Source organism: Amycolatopsis sp. NPDC051061 (genome assembly GCF_040682935.1).
Taxonomy (GTDB): domain Bacteria; phylum Actinomycetota; class Actinomycetes; order Mycobacteriales; family Pseudonocardiaceae; genus Amycolatopsis.
In genome coordinates, this window is the sequence record NZ_JBFBBZ010000017.1 from 122,427 (window position 1) to 146,507 (window position 24,081).

The 24,081-nt window shown below is 72.9% G+C and carries 19 protein-coding genes; 15 read left to right on the forward strand and 4 right to left on the reverse strand.

The features are described from left to right. The first annotated feature begins 62 nt into the window (after positions 1-62). The 3 genes from AB0N03_RS23960 (at position 63) to AB0N03_RS23970 (ending at position 5,216) form a co-directional block, all read left to right on the forward strand. Complete coding sequence (locus AB0N03_RS23960; protein ID WP_364375663.1) at positions 63-3,305, forward strand: ATP-dependent DNA helicase; 3,243 nt, start codon at positions 63-65, stop codon at positions 3,303-3,305. Between the two features lie 298 nt (positions 3,306-3,603). Next, complete coding sequence (locus AB0N03_RS23965) at positions 3,604-4,683, forward strand: potassium channel family protein (protein WP_364375666.1); 1,080 nt, start codon at positions 3,604-3,606, stop codon at positions 4,681-4,683. 104 nt (positions 4,684-4,787) lie between these two features. Further along, on the forward strand, positions 4,788-5,216 hold the full coding sequence (locus AB0N03_RS23970; protein ID WP_364375834.1) for a hypothetical protein: 429 nt from the start codon (positions 4,788-4,790) through the stop codon (positions 5,214-5,216). Here the strand turns inward: AB0N03_RS23970 and AB0N03_RS23975 are convergent. Beyond that, positions 5,209-6,231 carry a neutral zinc metallopeptidase gene (locus tag AB0N03_RS23975; protein ID WP_364375669.1) on the reverse strand — a complete coding sequence of 341 codons (1,023 nt, stop codon included), beginning with the start codon at positions 6,229-6,231 and terminating at the stop codon, positions 5,209-5,211. The genes AB0N03_RS23970 and AB0N03_RS23975 overlap by 8 nt on opposite strands. A gap of 250 nt (positions 6,232-6,481) precedes the next feature. Between AB0N03_RS23975 and AB0N03_RS23980 the strand changes: the two genes are divergently transcribed. Genes AB0N03_RS23980 through AB0N03_RS24000 form a run of 5 tightly spaced genes read left to right on the forward strand, consistent with a single transcriptional unit; the run spans position 6,482 to position 11,708 of the window. Further along, positions 6,482-7,681, forward strand: a complete 1,200-nt coding sequence (locus tag AB0N03_RS23980) for a glycerophosphoryl diester phosphodiesterase membrane domain-containing protein (RefSeq protein WP_364375672.1) — start codon at positions 6,482-6,484, stop codon at positions 7,679-7,681. Further along, positions 7,675-8,316 (forward strand): DUF4129 domain-containing protein, encoded by a 642-nt coding sequence (locus AB0N03_RS23985; protein ID WP_364375674.1) that lies wholly within the window; start codon positions 7,675-7,677, stop codon positions 8,314-8,316. Before AB0N03_RS23980 ends, AB0N03_RS23985 begins: the two co-directional genes overlap by 7 nt. Further along, a complete protein-coding gene (locus AB0N03_RS23990; protein ID WP_364375676.1) occupies positions 8,313-9,452 on the forward strand; it encodes a DUF4350 domain-containing protein in 1,140 nt (379 codons plus the stop codon). The genes AB0N03_RS23985 and AB0N03_RS23990 overlap by 4 nt, the downstream gene beginning before the upstream one ends. Next, positions 9,449-10,414, forward strand: a complete 966-nt coding sequence (locus AB0N03_RS23995; protein WP_364375678.1) for a MoxR family ATPase — start codon at positions 9,449-9,451, stop codon at positions 10,412-10,414. Before AB0N03_RS23990 ends, AB0N03_RS23995 begins: the two co-directional genes overlap by 4 nt. A gap of 1 nt (position 10,415) precedes the next feature. Continuing rightward, a complete protein-coding gene (locus AB0N03_RS24000; RefSeq protein WP_364375680.1) occupies positions 10,416-11,708 on the forward strand; it encodes a DUF58 domain-containing protein in 1,293 nt (430 codons plus the stop codon). Here AB0N03_RS24000 and AB0N03_RS24005 read toward each other — a convergent pair. Continuing rightward, positions 11,705-12,712 carry a stage II sporulation protein M gene (locus tag AB0N03_RS24005; protein WP_364375682.1) on the reverse strand — a complete coding sequence of 336 codons (1,008 nt, stop codon included), beginning with the start codon at positions 12,710-12,712 and terminating at the stop codon, positions 11,705-11,707. The two genes, AB0N03_RS24000 and AB0N03_RS24005, sit on opposite strands and share 4 nt — an antisense overlap. A gap of 33 nt (positions 12,713-12,745) precedes the next feature. Here AB0N03_RS24005 and AB0N03_RS24010 point away from each other — a divergent pair, with 33 nt between their 5' ends. Then, entirely contained in the window at positions 12,746-13,789 is a 1,044-nt protein-coding gene (locus tag AB0N03_RS24010; protein ID WP_364375683.1) for an RDD family protein, read from the forward strand. 97 nt (positions 13,790-13,886) lie between these two features. On the opposite strand, the gene AB0N03_RS24015 is transcribed toward AB0N03_RS24010, so the two are convergent. Continuing rightward, positions 13,887-14,588, reverse strand: a complete 702-nt coding sequence (locus AB0N03_RS24015; RefSeq protein ID WP_364375685.1) for a neutral zinc metallopeptidase — start codon at positions 14,586-14,588, stop codon at positions 13,887-13,889. A 66-nt stretch (positions 14,589-14,654) separates the two neighbouring features. Further along, positions 14,655-15,344 carry a hypothetical protein gene (locus AB0N03_RS24020; protein WP_364375688.1) on the reverse strand — a complete coding sequence of 230 codons (690 nt, stop codon included), beginning with the start codon at positions 15,342-15,344 and terminating at the stop codon, positions 14,655-14,657. Positions 15,345-15,449: 105 nt separating this feature from the next. Here AB0N03_RS24020 and AB0N03_RS24025 point away from each other — a divergent pair, with 105 nt between their 5' ends. From AB0N03_RS24025 to AB0N03_RS24050, 6 genes are all read left to right on the forward strand, one after another. Next, on the forward strand, positions 15,450-17,171 hold the full coding sequence (locus AB0N03_RS24025) for a DUF2207 domain-containing protein (RefSeq protein WP_364375691.1): 1,722 nt from the start codon (positions 15,450-15,452) through the stop codon (positions 17,169-17,171). 17 nt (positions 17,172-17,188) lie between these two features. Continuing rightward, positions 17,189-18,769, forward strand: a complete 1,581-nt coding sequence (locus tag AB0N03_RS24030) for a DUF2207 domain-containing protein (protein ID WP_364375694.1) — start codon at positions 17,189-17,191, stop codon at positions 18,767-18,769. A gap of 9 nt (positions 18,770-18,778) precedes the next feature. Beyond that, positions 18,779-20,071 (forward strand): pitrilysin family protein, encoded by a 1,293-nt coding sequence (locus AB0N03_RS24035; protein ID WP_364375697.1) that lies wholly within the window; start codon positions 18,779-18,781, stop codon positions 20,069-20,071. Further along, positions 20,068-21,447, forward strand: a complete 1,380-nt coding sequence (locus AB0N03_RS24040) for a pitrilysin family protein (RefSeq protein WP_364375700.1) — start codon at positions 20,068-20,070, stop codon at positions 21,445-21,447. Before AB0N03_RS24035 ends, AB0N03_RS24040 begins: the two co-directional genes overlap by 4 nt. Continuing rightward, positions 21,447-22,466, forward strand: a complete 1,020-nt coding sequence (gene nudC / locus AB0N03_RS24045) for an NAD(+) diphosphatase (RefSeq protein WP_364375703.1) — start codon at positions 21,447-21,449, stop codon at positions 22,464-22,466. Before AB0N03_RS24040 ends, nudC begins: the two co-directional genes overlap by 1 nt. 352 nt (positions 22,467-22,818) lie before the next feature. After that, complete coding sequence (locus AB0N03_RS24050) at positions 22,819-24,060, forward strand: ROK family transcriptional regulator (protein ID WP_364375837.1); 1,242 nt, start codon at positions 22,819-22,821, stop codon at positions 24,058-24,060. Positions 24,061-24,081 lie beyond the last annotated feature (21 nt).

A 24,081-nucleotide genomic window follows, 5' to 3' on the forward strand; every position in this document is an offset into this window, starting at 1 on the left:
GTGATCAGAGAAACATACACCCCCCCCCGGCCCCCCCCCCCCCCCCCGGCCGGGAGGCATCGGTGAGCCCGCTCGTCGTCGCCAACCCCGTCGAGCCCGCGGAACTCGCCGACGCGCTCGGCCTGCACCGGCCGACCCCCGAACAGGCCACCGTCATCGCCGCGCCGGTCGAACCTTCCCTCGTCGTCGCCGGCGCCGGCGCCGGCAAGACCGAAACCATGGCCGCGCGCGTGGTTTGGCTCGTCGCCAACGGGATCGTCAGCCCCGACCGCGTCCTCGGCCTCACCTTCACCCGCAAGGCCGCGCGCCAGCTCGGCGAACGCGTCCGCGCGCGGCTGCGCCGGCTCGCGGGGTCCGGGCTCCTCGACCGGCTCGACCCCTCCGGCGGCCTGCGGTCCACTGTGGTCGCCGGCGAACCGACCGTCCTCACCTACCACGCCTACGCCGGGCGCCTGCTCTCCGAACACGGCCTGCGCCTGCCGGTCCAGCCCGGCGTCCGCCTGCTCTCCGAGACGTCGTCGTGGCAGATCGCGCACCGCGTGGTGTCCACGTGGGACAACGAGCTGGACACCGACCGCGTCCCGCCGACCGTCACCGCGGACGTCCTGCAGCTGGCCGGTGAGCTGGGCGAGCACCTGATCTCGGTCGAGGAGCTCGCCGAGTACACGACATGGATGTGCCGCGTCATCGAGAACGCGCCGCGTGCCAAGGGACAGCGGGCCGCGCTGCCGCAGAAGCTCACCGAAATCATGGCGGCGCAGCACTTCCGGCTCGCGTTGCTGCCGCTGGTCGAGGAGTACCACCGGCGCAAGCGCAACGAAGGCGCCCTCGACTTCGCCGACCAGATGTCGCTGGCCGCGCAGCTGGCGAGCAACTACCCGTCGGTCGTCCGCGGTGAGCGCGAGCGCTTCGGTGCCGTGCTGCTCGACGAGTACCAGGACACCGGGCACGCCCAGCGCGTCCTGCTGCGCGCGTTGTTCGGCGGCGTCGAGAACCAGCCGATGCCGGTCACCGCGGTCGGCGACCCGGCCCAGGCGATCTACGGCTGGCGCGGCGCCAGCGCGGCCAACCTGCCCCGCTTCACCACGGACTTCCCCCGACATGACGGCGAAAATCTCGTCCCCGCGCACGACTTCGGCCTGCTGACGAGCTTCCGCAACCCGCCGGAGATCCTCGACCTCGCCAACGCCATCGCCGAACCGCTGCGGGCACGCGGCCTCGGCGTCGAACGGCTGCGGGCGCGCGAAGGTGCCGGGCCCGCGGACATCGCGTGCGCGCTGCTGCCGGACATCCGCGCCGAACGCGACTGGGTGGCCGACGCCCTCGCCCGGCGCTGGCACGCCACCCAGGAACAGACCGGCAAGCCGCCGACCGCCGCCGTGCTCGTCCGGCGCCGCGCCGACATGGCCCCGATCGCCGCCGAACTGCGGGCGCGCGGGCTGCCGGTCGAGGTCGTCGGGCTCGGCGGGCTCCTGGACGAACCCGAGGTCGCGGACCTCGTCTCGACGCTGAAGGTGCTCGCCGATCCGCTCTCGGGCAGCGCGGCGGCCCGGCTCCTGACCGGCGCGCGCTGGCGGCTCGCGGCCGCCGACGTCGCCGCGTTGTGGCGGCGCGCGGGCGAGCTGTCGAGCCCCGAGAAGCCGGACGCGCCCGAACTGGTCGTGGAGCGCGTCGAGCAGGCCGGGCTGATCGACGCCATCGACGAGCCGGGCTCGCCGGAGCGGTATTCCGAAGAGGGTTACAAGCGCATCCGCCGGGTCGGCTGGGAGCTGGCCGCGTTGCGGCGGCGGCTCGACCAGTCGCTGCCGGAGCTGGTCGCCGACGTCGAACGCACGATGCTCCTGGACGTGGAGTCGTTGGCACGACCGGGATCCGCGGGGCGCGCGCACCTGGACGCGTTCGCCGAAGTCGTCACCGACTACGCCGAGACAGCGCCGACGGCGACCCTATTGTCTTTTGTGGACTACCTGAACACCGCCGCGCATGCGGAGGACGGGCTCACCCCCGGCGAGGTCGAGGTGGTGCCGGACCGCGTGCAGGTGCTCACCGTGCACTCGGCGAAGGGCCTCGAATGGGAGGTCGTCGCCGTCCCGCACCTGGTGCAGGACGTCTTCCCGGGCCGGCGGCGCTCGTCGTCGTGGCTGCGGACCGCGACGTCGCTGCCCGCCGCGTTGCGCGGTGACTCGCAGGACCTGCCGGAGCTGCGGATCGCCGACGGCTACGACCGCAAGGAAGTCCAAGAAGGACTGGAACTGCACGAAGCCGGGTTCGTCGAGCGGGAGCAGTCGGAAGAACGGCGGCTCTGCTACGTCGCGCTGACGCGGTCCGAGCACGCGCTGATCGTCTCCGGGCACTGGTGGAACGAGAGCAGCAGCCGGTACAAGGGGCCGTCGGAGTTCCTGACCGAGATCGGCGACGTCGTGCGCGAGACCGGCGCCGGGCGGCTCGCCGAGTGGGCGCCGGAGCCGTCCGAGGACGACGAGAACCCGCTGGTGTCGGACTCGCGGAAGGGGCGCTGGCCGGTCGATCCCCTGGCTGATCGCCGCACCGGCGTGCAGACCGGGGTGGAGCTGGTGTCCGAGGCACTGTCCGCTGTGGACTCGACGGAGTCGCCGGACGAAGAAGACGACCCGGACGGCTGGCTGACCGACACCGACGTCCTGCTCGAAGAGTGGGCGCGCAAGGACGACCGGGTCCGGCGAGTCCCGCTGCCGGCACGGCTTTCGGTGAGCCAGCTGGTCGCACTGGCCGACGACGCCGGCAAGCTGGCCGCGGACCTGAGCCGTCCGCTTCCGATGGAGCCCAACAGCTTCGCCCGCCGCGGCACGGAGTTCCACGGCTGGCTGGAGCGCCGGTTCGGGGGTGACCAGCTCATCGAGATCGACGACCTCCCGGGCGCGGCCGACTTCGACGAAGCGCCGGACGCGGACTTCGAAGAGCTGCGAACGGAGTTCGAGAAGAGCGAGTGGGCCTCGCGCGTGCCGCACGCGGTGGAGGTCTCGTTCACGGCCGACGTCGAAGGCATCACGTTGCGCGGCCGCATGGACGCGGTCTTCCGGCACCCCGACGGTTATTGGGAGGTCGTGGACTGGAAGACGGGCGCGGTCCCGCCGGAATCCCGGCAGCCGACGCTGGCGGTCCAGCTGGCGGCGTACCGGATGGCGTGGGCGGCGCTGAAGAACGTCCCGGTGGAGGAGGTCCGCGCGGCGTTCCACTACGTCCGCGCGAACCGCACGATCCGCCCGGTGGACCTCCTGGACCCGGAAGGCCTGCGCCGCCTCCTCCGCGACATCCCCGAGGCGTGATCGAAGGGTCGACACGCGTGATTGGGGAGTCGACACGCGTGATTAGAGGGTCAACACGGCCTCGGCTCACAAACCCGCCGTGTCGGCCCTTCAATCACACGAGTCGACCCTTCAATCACGCGTGATGCCGGGTCAGGCGCGGTCGCGGACCTTCAGGGCCCAGGCGATCAACGGCCACTGCAGCGGCAGCCCTCCCCAGGCGATCGCGTCGAACGGCGTCGGCGCGGCGGCCCCGCACCCGGTTCGGCTATCCTCCGGGCGTGAGTGACGCTCGACACCTGCCGCTGGGAGCCGGTGCATGAAGGCCCTGAGGCGGTTGCCACTGGGCAGTCTCACCGATCGGCCGGACCACGAGCTCGTCGGCGTCCTGCGGATGCCCGAGCTGACGGTCAGTCCCCTCCGCTCCATCATGAAGCGGGTCATCGGCGCGGCCCTCGCGCTGCTGCTGACCGTGATCATCGTGTACCTCGACCGCGACGGCTACCGCGACGCCAACGGTGACGGCCTGTCCCTGCTCGACAGCCTCTACTACGCGACCGTCTCGCTCTCGACCACCGGCTACGGCGACATCGCGCCGGCCACCTCGTCCGCCCGGCTGGTGAACGTGCTGGTGATCACCCCGCTGCGGGTGCTCTTCCTCATCGTCCTGGTCGGGACCACCCTGGAGGTGCTCACCGAGCGCTCCCGGCAGGCGTTCAAGATCCAGAAGTGGAGGACGAAGGTGCGCGACCACACGGTCGTCGTCGGGTTCGGCACCAAGGGCCGGTCCGCCGTCAACGCGCTGCTCGGCGACGAGAACATCGCGCCGGGGCAGATCGTCGTCGTGGACACCGACCAGCAGGCCCTCGACGCGGCCAGCGCGCTCGGCCTCGTCGCCGTGCACGGCTCGGCCACCCGCTCCGACGTCCTGCGCGTCGCCGCGGTGCAGCACGCGCGCGCGGTCGTCGTCGCCCCGAACCGCGACGACACGGCCGTGCTCGTCACGCTCACCGCCCGCGAGCTGGCGCCCAAGGCGCATATCGTCGCGTCGGTGCGGGAGGCGGAAAACGTCCACCTGCTCAAGCAGTCGGGCGCCAACCAGGTCGTCGTCTCCAGCGAGACGGCCGGGCGGCTGCTCGGCATGGCGACGTCGACGCCGCTGGTCGTGGACATCATGGAGGACCTGCTCACCCCGGAATCCGGTCTGGCGATCGCCGAGCGGCCGGTCGAGCCGGCCGAGGAGGGCGGGTCGCCGCGGCACCTGTCCGACCTCGTCCTCGGCCTGGTCCGCGACGGCGTCCTGTACCGCGTGGACGCTCCGCAGGCCGACGCCATCGAGCCCGGCGACAAGCTGCTCTACGTCAAGAAGGTGACGCAGGCGGAGAAGATCGAGCGGTAGGTCCGGTTCGCCGGTGAGCGGGACCGGGCCGCCTGGGTTTTGCCCGCCGGATCTGGAACCATGGCGAAGTGCCCCCGCGATCCCTCGATCCGAAGTGGCCCACGGTGGCGATCCCCGTCGCGGCGGGCGTGCTCGTGGTGCTGCTGGTGTGGCTCGCCGGGCCGGGGCTGCTGGGCATCTCCAACGACGACCTCGGCGCCCCGGTGACGGCCGAGATCACCAAGCCCGCGCCGTGCGACCGGCCGGACGCCGTCGAGACCGTGAAGTTCACCGTCGCCGGGAAAACCCACGTGGGCACGCTCAATGGCTGCGGGCACGGCCAGGGCGAGCGCGTCGACGTCGGTGTGCCGGCGGAGTTGCCCGATCAGGGCACGGTCACCGTCCGGGCCGCGGACACGTCGGCGGGGGCGTCGGACGCGCGGCGGCCGCTGGGCCTCGCGCTGCTCGTGTTCGCGTGCTTCTCCGGCGGGATGTACGTCCGCCTCGTGCTGCGGACCCCGGCCCGGCCGAAGCCGGCCGCGAACGTCAGCTGACCTCGGACGACGGCGCCGCGAAGGTGTTGCAGTCGGCGATCCGGTTGCTCGTCGCGCCCGCCCGCCACCAGGACGCGTAGTGCGCGTTGGTCCCGTGGTCGTGGCTGCGGGACGTGTTGTCGCCGCGGGTCTCCTGGTCGTTCCAGGCTTTGTTGTACATGTCCCGGCTGATCGTGCCGCCCTGGTCGACGTGCGCGCCGAGGAACATGCCCGAGAAGCACTGGGCCTGCAGTTCCTTGCGCCGCGACATCTCGAGCCCGGCCGGGCTGTTCTGGCCAGCCTCGTAGATCTTCTGCCAGGCCGCGTCCATCAGCCCGGCGACCTCCTGGACGTGGTGGCCGTACTCGTGGGCGAACAGGGCCAGGTAGACGCCGGGGTTGGTGCCGTACTGGTCGGTCTGCAGCCCGCGGAACGGGACGTACAGGTTGTTTTCGCAGTAGTACGCGGCGGTCGCGATGCCGACCTGGATGGTGCCGCACTCGGTCTCGAAGCTCGCCCCGGTCGGGAAGTGCAGGGCCGGCGGCGTGAACGGCAGGCCGTAGGCGGTGAGGAACGGGCCCCACGCCGCGTCCAGGCACTTGCTGGCCGCGGTGAAGAACGCTTCCGCGCCCGCCTGCGTGCTCTGCCACGTCGGCAGCGTGCAGACGCGGTTCTGCAGGCCGGCGTTCGGGTCCTGCAGGATCGGGTGGTCGGCGAGCTTGAGGATCTTCTGCGGGCCGGTCGCGCTGGGCGCCGACGACTCGGTCGGGGGACCGGGCGACACCGAGGCCGGGGCGCCCGCGCCGCCGGGCTGCAGCTGCGAGGGGAGGTCCTGGGACGACGGCGTGTCGCGGAAGTTCGCGTTGGCCAGCGGCGTCTCGTCGCGGTTGAGGGCGACGATCGCGACCAGCCCGAGCACCAGCACGGCCACCGCTCCGAGGCAGACCCCGATCACCGCCGCCGGCGACCGTCGTCGCGGCGCGGACACGGTGTGCGGGCGGCCCAGCCAGGGAAGATCCGGTTGCGCATCCGGCACCGGCGGCGGCTGGACGGTTCCGCGAGGCGGTACCCGGCCGTGGGGCGGTTGCGTCACTGGGCAGTCCCGAAGGGTCTCGGTACGGACCGGGGGTACCCGATCCCGCCGTTCAGCATATCGGGGGAACGGGGCCTCTCGCACCCGTCCGTGCGCACGGCGTCACCGCGCACGGACGTCACCCCAGGTCTGGCCGGGTGCGACCGGCTCTGAAAGAGTGTCGGCAAGCAGGCACTGCAGGCGAGGGGCTTCGATGACAGACACCGGTGGCGCGCCCGGCGGCCAGGGCGACGACACGCCGACACCCAGCCAGGGCATCCCCCAGATTCCGGCCCCCGGAACGGGTGATTCGAAGCCGGCTCAAGACCACTCCGCGTCACCGGCGACGCCGCCGCGCGGGTGGCAGCCGCCGGACGCCCAGGCGACCCCGGGACCGGCGACACCGCCCCCGGGCTGGCAGCACGCGCCCGGCTCGCAGCCGGGCCCGCTCCCGCCGTACTCCGGGCAGCAGCCGTACCAGCAGCCGTACCAGCAGCCACGGGGCTGGAGCCCGCACGGGCTCGGCAAGCCCGGCGTGATCGCGCTGCGGCCGCTCAACATCGGCGACATCCTCGACGGCGCGATCACCACGATCCGCCGGCACCCGCTGCTGATCCTCGGCATCGGCGCCGTTCTCGCGGTGATCACCGCCGCCGTGACCTTCCTCGTGCAGAAGTTCGTCTTCGACGACCTGCAGAACCTGGCCACGACCGCCGAGCTCGGTCCCGGCGCGACGGAGGAAGAGCTGCGCGGCGTCGTGTTCGGCGCGTTCGGCGACGTGCTGATCGCGATCCTGCCGACGGCACTGCTCACGACGTTGCTGACGACGGTGGCGAACGGGCTGCTGGCCGCGGTCATGGGCCGCGCCGCGCTGGGGCGCGAGGTCACCTTCGGCGTCGCGTGGCGCGAGGTGCAGCCCCGGCTGCTGCCGCTGCTGGGCGTCGGGTTCGCCTACTCGATCCTGACGACCATCGGCGTGCTGCTGTGCATCATCCCCGGCATCGTCGCCTACGTGTTCTGGGCGCTGGCCAGCCCGGCGCTCGTCCTGGAGCGCGGCACGTTCCGGCAGGCGTTCTCGCGGTCGGTGAAGCTGGTCAAGGGCGCGTTCTGGCGGGTGCTCGGCATCCTGCTGCTGGCCGGGCTGATCGCGTACCTGTTCAACAGCATCATCCAGCTGCCGTTCAGCCTCGGCGGCGGCGTGTTCCAGGGGATCCTGAACCCGTCGAAGGTGTTCGTGCCCAGCACCGGTGACCTGCTGCTGCAGTCGGCGGGCCAGATCATCTCCGAAACCATCGCCACGCCGTTCGTCGCGCTGGTCACCGTGATCGTCTACCTCGACCAGCGGATGCGCCGCGAGGGCATGGACATCGAGCTGGCCCGCGCGGCCGGCGTGCAGCCGCCGCAGGCATGGTGACGCTGGTCCTCATCGACGTCCCGGTCGACATCGACCGGGACGCTGCCCGCCGCGCCGCCGCGGAGGAGCTGACCGACCCGAAGTACCAGGCCGCCCGGCCGAACTTCCTGCAGCAGGCCGGGCAGTGGCTCGGCGAGCAGCTCGAAAAGCTGCTGAACGGCGTGTCGTCGGTGGTCCCGGGCGGGATCTGGGGCGTCCTGCTGGTCCTCGTGCTGCTGATCGTGCTCGTCGTCGTGGTCCGGCTGCGCACCGGCAAGATCGCCCGCACCTCCCGGGCCGATCGGACGGTCTTCGGCGGGAAGCGCCGAAGCGCCGACGACTACCGCCGCTCGGCCGCCGAAGCCGCCGCGGGCGGGCGGTACGACGACGCCGTCCGCGACCGCTTCCGGGCCGTCGTGCGGGCCCTGGAGGAACGCGCGCTGCTCGACGCCAGCTCCGGCCGGACGGCCGACGAGGCCGCCGCCGAGGCCGGGGTGCTGCTGCCGAACGTCGCCGCGGAGCTGCGGGAAGGCGCGCGGCTCTTCGACGACGTCCACTACGGCGGCCGCGAAGGCACCGAAGCGGCCTACCGCACGCTGACCGAGCTGGACGAACGCTGCCGCCGTGAACGCCCGGTCGCCATGGCGGGCACGTGAGCACCTCGGTCTCGCCGGACGTGCGCCGGATCTGGCGCGGGGTGCGGATCCCGCTCGCCCTGGTGGCCCTGATCTTCGCCGCCGGCGCCTTGCTCCTGCTCGGCCGCGGCGAGCAGACCCACGGCGCGCTCGAACCCGGCTCGTACGAACCCGGCGGCGCGCACGCGCTCTCGCAGCTCCTGCAGGACCAAGGCGTCGACGTCCGGACGGCGCACACCGCCGCCGAAGCGGACGATGCGATCAGCGAAGACGCGACGCTGCTGGTCACCCAGCCGGACCTCGTCCCGGCGAAGCGGCTCGACGCGCTGCGGCAGCACGCCGCGGACGTCGTCCTGTTGACGCCGGGAGCGCCGACGCTGCGCGACTCGCTGACGCTGGTACGCCCGGTCGGCCAGAGCGACGTCGGCACCCTGAGCCCGCAGTGCACGGTCGCCGCGGCGGTCGCGGCCGGCGACGTCACGCTCGGCGGCATCGGGTACGCCTCACCCGGCGCGCGCTCGTGCTACCCCGGCGAAGACGGCGGCGGCACGCTGCTGCAGCTCGCCGACTCGGGCGGCACGACGACGTTGCTCGGCTCGTCGGCGCCGCTGACCAACGCGCGGCTCGCCGACGACGGCAACGCGGCGCTGGGGCTGCACCTGCTCGGCGGGCACCCGACGCTCGTCTGGTACCTGCCGTCCACCACGGACCCGGCACTGGACGACACCCGCAAGTCGATCTTCGACCTGATCCCGGACGGCTGGTACTACGGTGCCGCGCAGGCGTTCATCGCCGTGGCGCTGCTGGCGCTGTGGCGGGCGCGCCGGCTCGGCCCGGTCGTCACCGAGCCGCTGCCGATCGTCGTGCGCGCGGCCGAAACCGCGGAAGGACGCGCCCGGCTGTACCGGCGGGCGAAGGCCGCGGGACACGCGGGCGAGACGCTGCGGGAAGCGGCGCGGAGCCGGCTGCGGACCGTGCTGGGCTTGCCGCGCGACGCCGACGCGGCGGCGTTGGTGAACTCGGTGAGCGCGCGGACCGGACGGCAGGCGAACGACGTCGGGGCGGTGCTCTACGGGCCGCCGGTGCCCGACGACCCCGCGCTGGTCCGGCTGGCCGGCGAACTGGACAGGGTGGAACGAGAGGTGGGGCGAACTTGACCAGCGAGAACGCGACTGGGGCCCGGGACGCGCTGATCGCGCTGCGCGCGGAGGTCGGCAAGGCCGTCGTCGGCAACGACGCCGCGGTCACCGGGCTGATCCTGGCGCTGCTCTGCCGGGGCCACGTGCTGCTCGAAGGCGTTCCGGGCGTGGCGAAGACGCTGCTCGTGCGGGCGCTCGCGGCGTCGTTGAGCCTGGAGACCACGCGCGTGCAGTTCACGCCGGACCTGATGCCCGGCGACGTCACGGGCTCGATCGTCTACGACGCGCACAGCGGCGAGTTCTCCTTCCGCGAGGGGCCGGTGTTCACGAACCTGCTGCTCGCCGACGAGATCAACCGGACGCCGCCGAAGACGCAGTCGTCGCTGCTGGAAGCCATGGAGGAGCGCCAGGTCTCGCTCGACGGCAAGTCGCGGCCGCTGCCCGACCCCTTCATCGTGATCGCCACGCAGAACCCGGTCGAGTACGAGGGCACCTACCCGCTGCCGGAGGCGCAGCTGGACCGCTTCCTGCTGAAGCTGACCATGCCGACGCCGTCCCGCGAGGACGAGATCGGCATCCTCTGGCGGCACGCGCAGGGCTTCGACCCGCGCAACCTCGCCGCGGCCGGCCTCAAGTCGGTCGCCGGAGCGGCGGAGCTGGCGGCGGCACGCGAAGCCGTCGCGAAGGTGACGATCGGGCCCGAGGTGATCGGGTACGTCGTCGACCTGTGCCGGGCGACGCGATCCTTGCCGTCGGTGCGGATCGGCGTTTCTCCCCGCGGTGCCACGGCGTTGCTCGCGGTCACCCGGGCCTGGGCGTGGCTCGCCGGCCGCGACTACGCGACCCCCGACGACGTCAAGGCCCTCGCCCGGCCCGCGCTGCGGCACCGCCTCGACGTGCGGCCGGAGGCCGAGCTGGAGGGCGTCACCGCGGACGGCGTGCTCGACCGCGTGCTCGCGTCCGTGCCCGTGCCGCGCTGACATGGCCGTCACCGGAAGGCTCGGGCTGCTGGCGCTGTTCGGCGCGCTGGTGGTCGGGCTGGCGTGGCCGTCGACGACCGGGATCCTGGCCGTCGCCGGCGTGCTCGTGCTGCTGGTGATCGTCGACCTCGTGCTGGCCGGAAGCGTGCGCGCGCTGGCTTTCCAGAGGTCGGGGGACACGTCCGTGCGGCTCGGCGAGCCGTGCGAGGTGACGCTGGTGGTCGCGAACCCCGGTGGCCGGGCGGTCCGCGGGCAGCTGCGCGACGCGTGGCCGCCGAGCGCGGGCGCATCCGACCGGCACACTCTGCGCGTCCCCGCGGGGGAGCGGCGCGCCCTGGTGACGGCGTTGCGTCCGTCGCGGCGGGGTGACCGGACGGCGGCGCGCGTGACGGTCCGGTCGGTCGGGCCGCTGGGCCTGGCGGCGCGGCAGGGCTCGCACGCGGTGCCGTGGACGGTCCGCGTGCTGCCGCCGTTCCACAGCCGCAAGCACCTGCCGTCGCGGCTGGCGCGGCTGCAGCAGCTCGACGGCCGCAGCGCGGTGCTGATCCGCGGGCAGGGCACGGAGTTCGACTCGCTGCGCGAGTACGTGATCGGCGACGACGTCCGCTCGATTGACTGGCGCGCGACGGCGCGGGCGGCGGACGTGATGGTCCGGACGTGGCGCCCGGAGCGCGACCGGCACGTGGTGCTGGTGCTGGACACCGGCCGCGTGTCGGCGGGCCGGGTCGGCGACGCCCCGCGCCTCGACGCGGCGATGGACGCGGCGTTGTTGCTGGCGGTGCTGGCTTCCCGGGCCGGCGACCGCGTCGACCTGCTGGCGTACGACCGTCGGCTGCGGGCCGCGGTGCAGGGGTCTTCGGGGGCTTCCCTGTTGACGTCCTTGGTGAACGCGATGGCGCCGATCGAGCCTTCGCTCGTCGAGACGGACGCGCGGGGGATGGTCGCGCAAGTGCTGCAGCGCACTCGCCGTCGTTCGCTGGTGGTGTTGCTGACCGGTCTGGACGCGGCGCCGCTGGAGGAGGGGCTGTTCCCGGTGCTGAGCTCGCTGACCGCGCGGCACGAGCTGATCGTGGCGTCGGTGGCGGACCCGCGGGTCGCGGAGATGCTGACCGGGCGGGGCGACGCGGAGGCCGTGTACGACGCGGCGGCGGCGTCGCGGACGACGGCGGAGCGGCAGCGGGTGACCGAACGCCTGGCCCGGCACGGGATCAGTGTGGTCGACGCGGTGCCGGAGGAACTGCCGCCGGCGTTGGCGGATCGCTATCTGGCGCTGAAGGCGGCCGGGCGGCTCTAAGCCGCTTCGGGCAGGGCGTCCCCGGCGTCACGCGCGTCCAGGTCGCCGACTTCGCCGTCCTTCGCCGCCCGGCGCCCGAGCGTGAAGACGTACACCAGGAAAGCCACTTCGACGAAAACGCCGATGCCCACCCGGACCCACGTCGGCCAGCCCGACGGCGTCACGAACGCCTCGATCAGCCCGGACACGAACAGCACGCACGCCAGCCCGAGCGCCATCACGACGACCGAGCGGCCCTGTTCGGCCAGCGCTTTCGTGCGGGAGCGGCGGCCGGGGTCGACCACCGTCCAGCCGAGTTTCAGCCCGGTGCCCGCCGCGACGAACACCGCCGTCAGCTCCAGGAGACCGTGGGGGAGCAGGAGCCCGATCATCACGTCGCCGCGGCTGGCCGCGCTCATCGCGCCGATGATCAGCCCCGCGTTGAGCGAGTTCATCCACAGCGCGCCGATCACCGGCAGGCCCAGCGCGATGCCGAGGAACAGGCACGTCGCCGCCACCCATGCGTTGTTCGTCCACACGCGCGCCGCGAACGACGTCGCCGGGCCCGTCGAGTAGTAGCTCTCGGCTTCGCCGCCGGGCTTGGTCAGCTGGTTCAGCTCGTCCGGCGACGCGATCGACGCGCGGACGTGCGGGTCGCCCGCCACCCAGACGGCGATCACCGCCATCACCGCGATCGACACCAGCGCCGCCGGGATCCACCAGCGCCGTGAGAGGTACACGGCGGCGGGGAAGCGGCGCGTGAAGAACAGCGCGACCTCGCGCCACGCGGGGCTGTGCGACCCGGAGATCGCGCTCCGGCCGCGGGCGACGAGCCCGGACAGCCGGCTCACCAGGGCCGGGTCGGGCGCGACCGAGCGGACGATCGACAGGTGGGTCGCGGTCCGCTGGTAGAGCGTCACCAGCTCGTCGGCCTCCGCCCCCGTCAGCTTGCCGCCGCGGTGGGTCAGCTCGCCGAGCCGGGTCCACTCCGCCGAGTGCGTCGCGACGAAGACGTCCACATCCACGGGGCCACCCTATCCGTCGCTACGCTGGGCCGTGTGCACGAGGAATCCGAGCTGGTCACCGGCGAAGCCGTCGTCCTGGACCTGCGCGTCGCCAAGCTCGCCAGCCGGGCGCTGGCGATGGTGCTGGACGTCCTCGTGCAGTTCGCGCTGCTGCTGGGCGCGTTCTTCGTGCTCACGCTCACCGTGCCGGGCGAGGACGCATCGCTCGCGCTGACCCTCATCCTGGTGTTCGTGGTGCTGATCCTGGTCGGCTACCCGGTGCTGTTCGAGACGCTCTCGCGCGGCCGTTCGCTGGGCAAGATGGCGGTGGGGCTGCGCGTGGTGCGCGTCGACGGCGGGCCGATCCGCTTCCGCCACGCCCTCACGCGCGGGCTCGCCGGGTTCGTCATCGACTTCTGGGCCCTCGGCGTGTTCGGGGCGGTCGCGGTGATCGTGTCGCTGTGTTCGTCCGACGGCCGCCGCGTCGGCGACTTCCTCGCCGGGACCCTGGTGGTCCGCGAGCGCGCGCCGGAAAGCGCGGGCTACCCGGTGATCGGCATGCCGCCGGGTCTCGAGGGCTGGGCGGCCCAGCTCGACCTGACGCGGCTCCCGGACGACCTCGCGCTGGCGAGCCGCCAGTTCCTGGGGCGGTTCGGCCAGCTGGCGCCGGAAGCGTCGCACGCGCTCGGCTGGAAGCTGGCGCAGCAGGTGGGCAACGCGCTGGGCACGCCGGTGCCGAACGGGGTGCCGCCGTGGGCGTTCCTGGCGGCGGTGCTGGCGGAACGCCGCAACCGCGACCACGCCCGGGCGGTCCGGGCTTATTCGGCGCAGGTGGCGGCGGCGCGGGGGCGCCTGCCCGCCGGGCCCTCGCCGTGGTCGGACCAGCCGGCGAGTGCTCAGCTCGGGTCCATGGCGACGGGCGGGCAGCCGTTTGTCGCCGGGCCCTCGCCGTGGTCGGCCGCCGCAGCCGGGCCGGGATCGGCGCCTGCGCCAGGATCGGCGCCTGCGCCGGGAACCGCGGCCGAGGGGGATGCGCCGACCCCGCCGTCCGGAACTCCGGTTCCTCCCGCCGAAAACCCGTTCACCCCACCCAGCTGACCCGGTTCCTCCAACGCCCCAATGTGGCCTTGGGTGCGTTCAACGCACCGAAGGGCCCCTTGGGTGCGTTCAACGCACCGAAGGCCACATTGGGGCGCTAGGAGACGTCTCCCGACGCGGACAGCCACGTGTTGCACTGCTGGTTGCGGTTCTTGGTCGCGCCGTGCTGCCACCAGGAGATGTTGTGCTTGGCGCTGCCGTGGTCGCGCTTGCCGTTGCGGGCGTAGTCGTCGCCGCGGTCCTGGGCGTTCCAGGCCTCGTTGTAGATGTTCTTGTCGACCGATCCGCCGGAGACCGACGCCGAGCCGAGGAACATGCCCGAGAAGCACTGCGCCTCCAGTTCCATCCGCCGCGACAGCTCCAGGCCGACCGCCGAGTCGGCGCCCGCGTCGTAGCGCTGGGCGCCGTACGCCTCGGTGATGCCGGCCAGGTTCTGCACGTGGTGGCCGTATTCGTGGGCCAGGATCGACAGGTACGGGCCGGGGTGGTTGCCCCAGGCGTCGATCTCGATGCGGTCCATCGGCATGTAGATCGTGTCGTTCGACGAGCAGTAGAACGGCGTGACGCCGGTCGTCGTGCCCCCGCTGCCGCACGGCGTCGACGACTCCGACAGCGACCGCGGCACCGACAGGTTCGGTGACCTGAACGGCAGGTTCACGGAGCCGAGCATGCGCGACCACATCGCGTCGAGGCAGGCGATCCCGGACTGGAAGAAGCGGGTGGCGCTGTCCTGGTCGGTCGCCCAGCGGCTCAACGAGCAGGAGACGTTCTGCAGGCCGTAGTCCGCGCCGGCGAACATCGGGTTGTCGCCGGTCGCGACGACCGAGCGGGGGCCGCGCGGCGTCTCGGACGTGCGGGTCGTGCGCTAGGTGGTTTCGCTGGTGGTCGTTTCTTCGGTGGACGACGTGGTTTCGGTGGTCTCGTCGGCGGAGGTGGTTGCGTAGGTGTCCGAGGGGTAGGTGCTGGAGTAGCCGGCGTCGGCGACGTGCCGGGTGCTGCCCCCGATCAGCGCGACGGCGGCGACGAGCCCCCCGACGACGGCGACGATCCCGAGGATCGCGACGGCGACGATGACCCCGGTGTTCGACTTCTTGGCGACGTAGGGGCGGTAACCGGGCGCGAACCGCGGGCCGAAGGGTGCGCCGGGAGGTGGGCCGGCGTAGGCGGGGGTGAAGACGGGTGGCGCGGCGGCGGCCGGCGGTGGGAGCGGGGCGCCGAAGCCGGGACGGGGGTACGGGCCGTGGGTGGGGAAGCCCTGGGTGCCTTGCGGACCTCGGGGTGGCCGGCCGGGGAATTGCGGCGGCCGGCCGGCGTGCGGTGGCCGCCCGGCCGACCCTTGCGGCGGCTGCCCGGGTGCGCCGCCGGGCCCCGGGCCCGGACCGCCTGCGGGTGCCTGGCTCGGCTGACCGTGCGGTGCGCCGCCCTGCCCCGGGCGGCCCGGCGGCAGCGGCCGAACTCCAGGCGGCGGCAACGGCCGGGCCCCCGGTGGCGGCACCGGCCGCCGCGGGTCGTGCGGACCGGGATCTGGGCCAGGACCCTGCGGGCCTTGCGTCATGAAAGCGGAACCCCCCGTGCGATTTCCCCGTCGGAACCGGCGTACCTGCGCAGATGTCGCCGTTCCGGGCGTCAGCATAGATCGGGTGCTCTAGGGTGTGGTGCTGTGTTGAGCAAATGGGGGACAGCGGCCGCGGTCGCCGCCGCGGCGACCGTGCTGACCGCCGGACCGGCCGCCGCGCAAGGGCCGTCCGCCGGGCCCGTCCTGCCGAACGCGCCCTCCGAGCAAGTCAAGAAGCCTCAGCAGCTGAACGGCCAAGACGTCCAGCCGCCCGAAGGCGCCACCGCCGACGTCGCCCTCAAGGTCCTCCGCGACGGTACCCTCCAGGTCACCGAGAAGGTCACCGTCCCCGGCGGCAGGCAGCTCACCTCGCGCGTCCCCCTGAAGGTCTCGGCCGGTGACGACCAAGACCGCGTCTTCACCGCCAGGGACATCAAGACCGAGGGCACCGCCACCAGCCGGCTGACCGGCGACCAGCTCGTCCTCACCTTCACCGGCGGCACCGGCACCGCCACGTTCACCGTCGACGGCGCCATCGCCGACCAGAGCGGCCGCCAGCAGGCCCGCTGGCAGGTCGCGAGCGGTTTCGACGCGCCCGTCGCCAAGCTCACCGCCTCCTTCCTCGCGCCGTCGCCGCGACTGTCCCCTGTGGACTGCTTCGCCGGCCCGATCGGCTCGAACCAGCGCTGCACCCTCGCCGAACTCGACCACACCGGTGTCGTCCGCCTCGAACAGAACGACGTCGCCCCCGGCGACCGCGTCGACCTGCTCGTCGGCCTGCCCGCGAACACCGTGCCGGCCAACGCGAAGTTCGCCGACGTCGGCCTCTTCGCCACCGCCTTCGCCTTCACCCCGCTGACCGGCATCGTCTTCGCGCTCCTGCTCGTCTTCCTCATCGCCGGCGGGATCTTCGTCCAGCGCCGCCGCAAGGAAGACGCCGGCGCGCTCACCACCGCCACCGGCCCGGTCGAGGTCCTGCTCCGCGACGGCGACCGCGTCTTCTTCGCGAGCCCCGACGGCGTGCTGCCCGGCCAGGTCGGCACGGTCGTCGACGAGACCGTCGACGTCGTCGACATCAGCGCCACCGTCGTCGACCTCGCCGTCCGCAACTACCTCTGGCTCGCCGAAGTCCCGGGGCCCGACTGGCAGATCGCCCGCCGCAACCCGCCGGACGAGCACCTGCACGACTTCGAGCGCGCCGTCTACGAGACGCTGCTGCCGGCCGGCACCGACGCCGTGCTGGTATCGCAGCTGCGCGCCCGCGGCCACCTCGACCTGCGCAAGATCAGCGATGCGATGTACGCCGACGTCGTCACCAAGCGCTGGTTCTCCCGCCGCCCGGACACCGCCCAGGGCCGGCTGACCTGGCTCGGCGCCGGGATCTTCGCGCTCGGCGCGGTCGCCACCGCGGTCCTGACCTTCACCCTCGGCGAAGCGCTGCTCGGCGTCGCGGTCGCGCTGGCCGGGCTGGCCGTCGCCGCGGCGGCCGCGCTGCTGCCCTCGCGCACCGCGCGCGGCCGGGTGCTCGTCGGCCAGGTCCGCGGCCTGCTCGACTACCTGCACACCGCCAAGGCCGAGGACATCCCGCCGGCCGACCGCGAGATGGTGTTCTCGCGCTCGCTGCCGTACGCGGTGGTCCTGGGCGACACCGAACGCTGGCTCGGCGCCTTCGCCGCGCTCAACCCGGCGTCGGACGGCGCGGCCGGGCTCTACTGGTACGGCGGCATGGAGTCCGACAGCGACCTGCGCCGCTTCGGCACGCACTTCCCGTCGTTCCTGACGGCGCTCGACGGGCTGCTCACCGCGTCCGCTCGCGCGTCCCGCTGACCGTGCTCGCGGGAGTGGTGCTGGCGCTCTTCCTGGCCGCGGCACCGGACCAGCCGCCGCTGCCCACCGTGCCGCAGAGCGCCGAGATCCAGCTCAAGGTCGAGCGCGACGGCTCCCTCTCGGTCGCGGAAGCGATCGCGGTGCCCGACGGCGTCACGATGGATCGCCGCGTCCCGCTGCGGGTCGCGGCGCCGCACCACCGCGACCGCGTCTACGGCGTTCGCGACGTCGTCCTGGAAGGCAGCGGGACCGCCCGAGTGGACGCGGACGCGTTCATCGTCCACCTCACCTCGGGCACCTCGATCGTCCGGTACACAGTGGACGGTGCGGTCGCCGGCGACCGGGTCACCTGGGAGCCGGCCGGCGGCTGGAGCACCGACCTGAAGTTCCTCCGCGGCTCCTTCGCGGCGCCCAAGATCCCCACCGCCGTCGACTGCCTCGCCGGGCCGCCGGACTCCGACTTCCCGTGCGCCGCCGCGCAGATCGACCACGCCGGGCTGACGAGGTTCAGCCAGCAGAACCTCGCCGCGGGCGAGCGGATGACGCTGACCGTCGAGCTGCCCGCGGGCACCGTCCCGGCGAACGAAGTCCTGGTGCCCGCGAAGACGATCGCCGGCGCGTTCGTGCTCACCGCCCCGGTCGGCTGGGCCTGGGCGGGCTTCGGCGCGCTGCTGCCGGCCGCGGCCGCGTGGGTGCTCCTCGCCCGCCGGCGCCACTTTCGCGTGAAGGTGGCGCCCCCAGGTGGGAGCCTTCACGTGAAAGCGACGGGGGAGTTCACGTCGCCGGCCGGGGTGCTGCCGGGGCACGTCGGCCTGCTGCTGCACGGCCGGGCCGGGCCCGCCGACCTGGCCGCCACCGTGCTCGACCTCGCCGTCCGCAACTACCTCTGGGTGAGCGACGGCTCCCGGCTGACCCGCCGCAACCCCGCCGACGAGCACTTGACGCCCTTCGAGCGTGCGGTCTTCGAAGCCGTCCTGCCGGAGGACGGGGAAGACACGGTGACGCTCGCCGAACTGCGGCGGCACCACGTCGAAGTCCCACGGGCCGAATTGGACGCCGATGTCGTCCGGCGCGGCTGGTTCACGACGCGGCGGCTCGGGCGCGCCGGGACCCGGGTCGTCTTCTACGGCGTGTTCCTCACCGTGCTCCTGGCGCTGACCGCCGGGTACGCCCAGCTCGGCGTCATCGTCGTCCTGGCCGGGGTCGCGGCGGTCGTGGTGTCGGCGGCGCTGCCCGGGCGACGGCGGGCCGGCGCGGACGTCGCGCGCCGCCTCCGCGGTGTCGCGGAAGAACTCGCCTCGGTGCGGGCGAAGGACTTCGACGAGCCGCAGCGTGAGCTGGTGTTCTCGCGCGGCTTGCCCTATGCGTCAGCTCTGGGCGAACTGGGTCCGTGGGTGACCGCGTTCGACGGCCTCGCGCACCCTCCGCCGGTGTACTGGCACGACGGCGACATCACCCCTGACCAGGCCGGATCCTTCGCCACGGCGCTCGCGGGCACCTTCGCCGGCGCCCACCGCGGGCGCCTGCTCGCGGCCGTGGCCGCGGACACCGGTTCTCACCCGCCAGCCGGGAAGCCAGGAGGCGCCGAGCCGTCGTAGGGTGGGGCCATGGCCGATCCCGAGCTCGTCCGATACACCCTCGACAACGGTCTGCGCGTGGTCCTCGCACCCGACGCGACCGCGCCGGTGGTCGGCGTCAGCGTGCACTACGACGTGGGTTTCCGCTCCGAGCCGGAGGGGCGCACCGGTTTCGCGCACCTCTTCGAGCACCTGATGTTCCAGGGCAGCGAGAGCTTGGAGAAACTCGCCCACTTCCGGCACGTGCAGTCCAGCGGTGGCACCTTCAACGGGTCCACCCACCCGGACTACACCGACTACTTCGAGGTGCTGCCGAGCGCCGCGCTGGAGCGCGCGTTGTTCCTCGAAGCCGACCGGATGCGCGCGCCGAAACTGACCGCCGAGAACCTGGCGAACCAGATCGACGTCGTCAAGGAGGAGATCCGGCTCAACGTGCTGAACCGGCCCTACGGCGGGTTCCCGTGGATCACGCTGCCGCCGGTCCTGTACTCGACGTTCCCCAACGCGCACAACGGTTACGGCGGCTTCGAGGACCTCGAGAGCGCCACGGTCGAAGACTGCGCGGCGTTCTTCGACACCTTCTACTCGCCGGCGAACGCCGTGCTCACCGTGGCGGGCGACTTCGAGGTGGACAACGCCAAGAAGCTGATCGAGACGCACTTCGGGGACGTCCCGCACCGGCCCGCGCCGCAGCGGCCGTCCTTCGCCGAGCCGCTGCCGACCGCCGAGCTGCGCGGCGACGTCGAAGACCCGCACGCCCCGCTGCCCGCGCTGGGCATCGGCTACCGGATGCCGGACCCGATCAACGACGTCGACGGCTACCTGGCCTACCTCGTGCTCGCCGGCGTCCTGACCGACGGCGACGGCTCCCGCCTGCAGCAGCGGCTGGTGCACAAGGAGCCCCTGGTCGTCGACATCGGCGCCGGCGCCGGCCTGTTCGGCCCGTTCGAGGCGCGTGACCCGGACACGTTCACCATCACCCTGATCCACCCGCACGAAGTGCCGCGCGAACGCGTGCTCGCCGCACTGGACGACGAGCTGCAGAAACTCGCCGACAGCCCGCCGAGCGAGGAGGAGCTGCGCAAGGTCACCGCCCGCTGGTCGGCGAGCCTGCACTCCGAGCACGACCGCCTGGTCTCCCGGACCCTCGCGCTCGGTTCGTTTGAACTGCTCTACGGCGACGCGTCGCTGGTGTACAAGCTTGCGGACCGGATGTCCGCCGTCACCTCGGAAGCCGTTTCGGCGGCGGCGAAGGCGCTGCGCCCCGACGCGCGCGCCGTCCTGGTGGTCAAGCCCGCTTCGGAAGGGACCAACGAGCAGTGACTACAGCAACGCACCGCAGCGCGGAGGAGATCGGCCGCACCGCGCGGGGGCCGCGCCCGCTGCCGCCGCTCGGCGAGCAGCGCGCCGCCGGCGACCTGTCCCATGTGGACACCGAGCTCTCGAACGGCCTGCGCGTGCTGGCCGTGCGCAAGGCGACCGTGCCGATGGTCGAGGCGCGGCTGTGGATCCCGTTCGCGGGTGACGACGCCCTGCACCCGGCCACGGCCGAGGTCCTCGCCGAGACGATCCTGACCGGCACCGCGCGCCGCAACCGCATCGAGATCGACGCCGAGCTGGCGCTGATCGGCGGCGACATCGGCTGCGGCGTCGACCCGGAACGCTTGGTGCTGACCGGATCCGCGCTCGCCGAGAAGCTGCCGACGTTCCTCGACGTGCTGGGCGACGTCCTCACCGGAGCGACGTACGCCGACGAGGAGATCGCGCGCGAGAAGGAACGGCTGGTCGAGCGGATCGCCGTCTCGCGCACGCAGCCGCGCACGATCGCGCGGGAGGCGCTGCAGAAGCACCGCTACGGCGACCACCCCGCCACGCGCGAGGTGCCCAAGGCCGAGGACGTCGCCGTCGTGACGCCCGAGCAGGTCCGGGCGCTGCACCAGGCGTCCGTGCTGCCGCGCGGCGCAGTGCTGGTGCTGGTGGGCGACATCGACCCGGCCGCGGTGCTCGGTGACCTCGAAAAGGTGCTGGGTGCCTGGGCGTCCGACCGCTCCGCCGTCCGGCTGCCGCCGTTGCCGGAGCTGGCCGGCCCGAACGTGCTGCTGGTGCCGCGCGCCGGGGCCGTGCAGTCGCAGATCCGGCTTTCGGCGCAGACCCTCCCGCGCACCGACCCGGGTTACGCGGCGCTGCAGCTGGCGAACCTGGCCTACGGCGGGTACTTCTCGTCGCGGCTGGTGGAGAACATCCGCGAGAACAAGGGGTACACCTACTCCGCGCACTCCGGGTTCGAGTTCACCGACGGCACCGCGGTGGTCAACGTCGACGCGGACACCGCGACCGAGGCGACCGCGCCGGCGCTGCTGGAGACCCGCTACGAGCTGGGCCGCCTCGGCCAGGTCCCGCCGGTGGGCGACGAGCTGGAGTCGGTGCGGCAGTACGCGATCGGCTCCCTGCTGACGTCGACGTCGTCGCAGTCCGGGCTGGCCGGCCAGGTGCTGGCGCTGGCGTCGACCGGGCTGGGGCTGGAGTGGCTCAACGAGCACCCGGCGCGGGTGGCGGCGGTGACCGCCGAGGAGGTGGCCGAAGCGGCGCTGAAGTTCTTCGCCCCCAAGCGGTTCACCGGCGTGGTGGTCGGTGACGCGGGTGTCCTGGAACGCAAGCTCCGGTCCCTCGGCGACGTCGTCGTGGGCGAGCCGGCCTGATGTCCGTCCCGTTCTCCCTCGGTGACTTGCCCACCCTGTCGCGATCCACAGTGGACCGTCAGGAAGGCTTGCGCACCAACCCTTCGCGACTGGTGTCGCGCTGGGCCGACGCCCGGGTCGTCCTGCTGGACGACGCCGGGCGCACGCCGGTGGCCGAAGGCGCGTCGGTCTTGGCGTTTCGCAAGGCCGTCGATTTCGGCGCTTCGCCGCCGGCGGACGCGGTGTTCCTCGGCGAGTGGCAGGACACGGATTACTGGTCACTGCCGGGCGGCCCGTCGGGTGACGCCGGCACGGTGAAGATGGCGGGCAGCTGGGGCTTCGTCGAGGAGGTCCCGACCGCCGACGGCGAGATCTGGGTCGAGCTGCGCGGGTACGGCGACCTGCTGGACGACACGTCGGCGGGCCTGTTCACGACGGCGCAGGCGCTGCGGAACTGGCGTCGCCAGGCGAAGTTCTGCACGCGCTGCGGCCATCCGACGGAGCTGATCCAGTTCGGCTGGGCGAGCAAGTGCACGAACGACGGCCGCGAGGAGTACCCCCGCACGGACCCGGCGGTGATCTGCCTGGTCCACTCTTCCGAGGGCACCAACGGTTCCCACGTGCTCTTGGCGCGCCAGCCGATCTGGCCGGCGGGGCGGTATTCGGTGCTGGCCGGGTTCGTGGAGGCGGGCGAGTCGCTGGAGGCGTGCGTCCTGCGCGAGATCCGCGAAGAGGTGGGCGCTTCGGTTTCCGACGTCCGCTACCTCGGGAGCCAGCCGTGGCCGTTCCCGCGGTCGATCATGCTGGGGTTCACGGCCCGGGCGGACCGGTCGTTGCCGTTGGTCCCTGCCGACGGGGAGATCGAAGAAGCGCTGTGGGTGTCGCGTGCCGAGGTGCGCGCGGCGTTCGAGAACAGTTCGTTGCGGAACGAGGGCGCGCGGCCGACGCCCATCGCGGGTGGTGCGGCGGAGATCATCCTGCCGGGCAACTCGTCCATCGCCCGCGTGATGCTCAAGGCTTGGGCGGACGCGGAGGAGTAACCACCTGCCACAGAGCGCGACCAAAACGGCCCCGGCTAACCGCCGGGGCCGTTTTCGTCGGGCCCTCCGCCACCCCCCAAGCGCCCCAATGTGGCCTTGGTTGCGTTCAACGCACCGAAGGGCCCCTTGGGTGCGTTCAACGCACCGAAGGCCACATTGGGGCGCATTGGCGGGCACGGCGCAACTCGTTCACCGGTGTTTCCGCCACGTGGCCCAGCGCGGCCCCAAGCGTTACCTCCCCGTTTCCGGAGCCCGTTGACGGCTGTGCCCCGGCTCACTACAGTCCTGCGAAACCGTCTGTAAAGTATCCTAATTAAGTCCGGAGGGACGAGTGCGAGCCGGTAGCCCGCGGATGCTGCGCGAGATCAACGATCGCGCCGCCATCGAGGTCCTCCTGCGTGAGGGCCCGTTGACGCGCGCCGAGCTCGAGCTCGCCATCGGGCTCTCCAAGCCCGCCACCGCGCAGCTCATCACCCGGCTCGAACAGGACACCCTCGTCGTCAAGGCCGGTGTCCGCGGTGGTGGCCGCGGGCCGCGCGCCCAGCTCTGGGCGGCCAACGGCAGCCTCGCCTTCGTCGCCGCCGTGGACCTCACCCCGCACATCGCCGACTTCGTCGTCGCCGACGTCGCCGGGATCGTGCTCGCCGAGTACCGGATCCCGCTGCCCGTCCACGAAGGCGCCGACGTCGTCGGGACCTTCGGCGAGGCCCTCAGCCACGTCGCCGGGGAAGCCGGGATCACCCGGGAGCAGCTCGCCCACGTCGTGATCGGCGCGCAGGGGGCGTTCGACCCGCGGACCGGCCTGCTCTCCTCCGCCCCGCACATCCCCGGCTGGCTCGGCTTCGACGTCCCGCAGAAGCTCAGCGACGACCTCGGCGTCGACGTCCTCATCGAGAACGACGTCAACCTCGTCGCCGTCGAGGAGATGAGCGTCGGACAGGCCCAGGACGTCGACGACTTCGTCATGGTGTGGCTGTCCGAAGGCGTCGGTGGCGCGGTCGTCATCGGACGCCGGTTGCTGCGCGGCGCCACCGGCGGGGGCGGCGAGATCGACTGGATGCGCGTGCCCGACCCGGCCACCGTGGACACCGGCGACGTCTGGCCCGAGGCCGGCGCCCGCTTCGGGAACCTGGTCGACTCGCCCGCCCTCTGCCGCTTGGCCGCCGCCCACGGCATCACCGCCGAGACCGCCTGGGACGCCGTCACCCAAGCCGGAGAACGCCACCCCTTCCTCGACGACCTCGCGCGACGCGTCGCCGGGGGCATCGCCAACCTCGTCGCGGTCGCCGACCCGCAGCTCGTGCTCCTCTGCGGCGACACCAGCCGCGCCGGCGGCGAGAACTTCGCCGCGCTGGTGCAGGAAAAGCTGCACGAACTGGTCCTGCCGCGCACGCCCGTCGGCTGCGCTTCGGTGCAGGGCAACGCGGTCCGCGCCGGCGCGTTGCAGTCCGCGCTGGCCACCGCCCGTGAGGACGTCTTCGGCGTCGTCACCCCCACGCTCCTCGGGTCGCGCAGGCCCGCGGTCGGAGAGCCACTCGGCAAGACCCCGGAGGCCCTCCCGAACACCCGTTCCGCCCCGTCCCCAACCGAGTAGCCCCAACCGATGAGGAGGAGG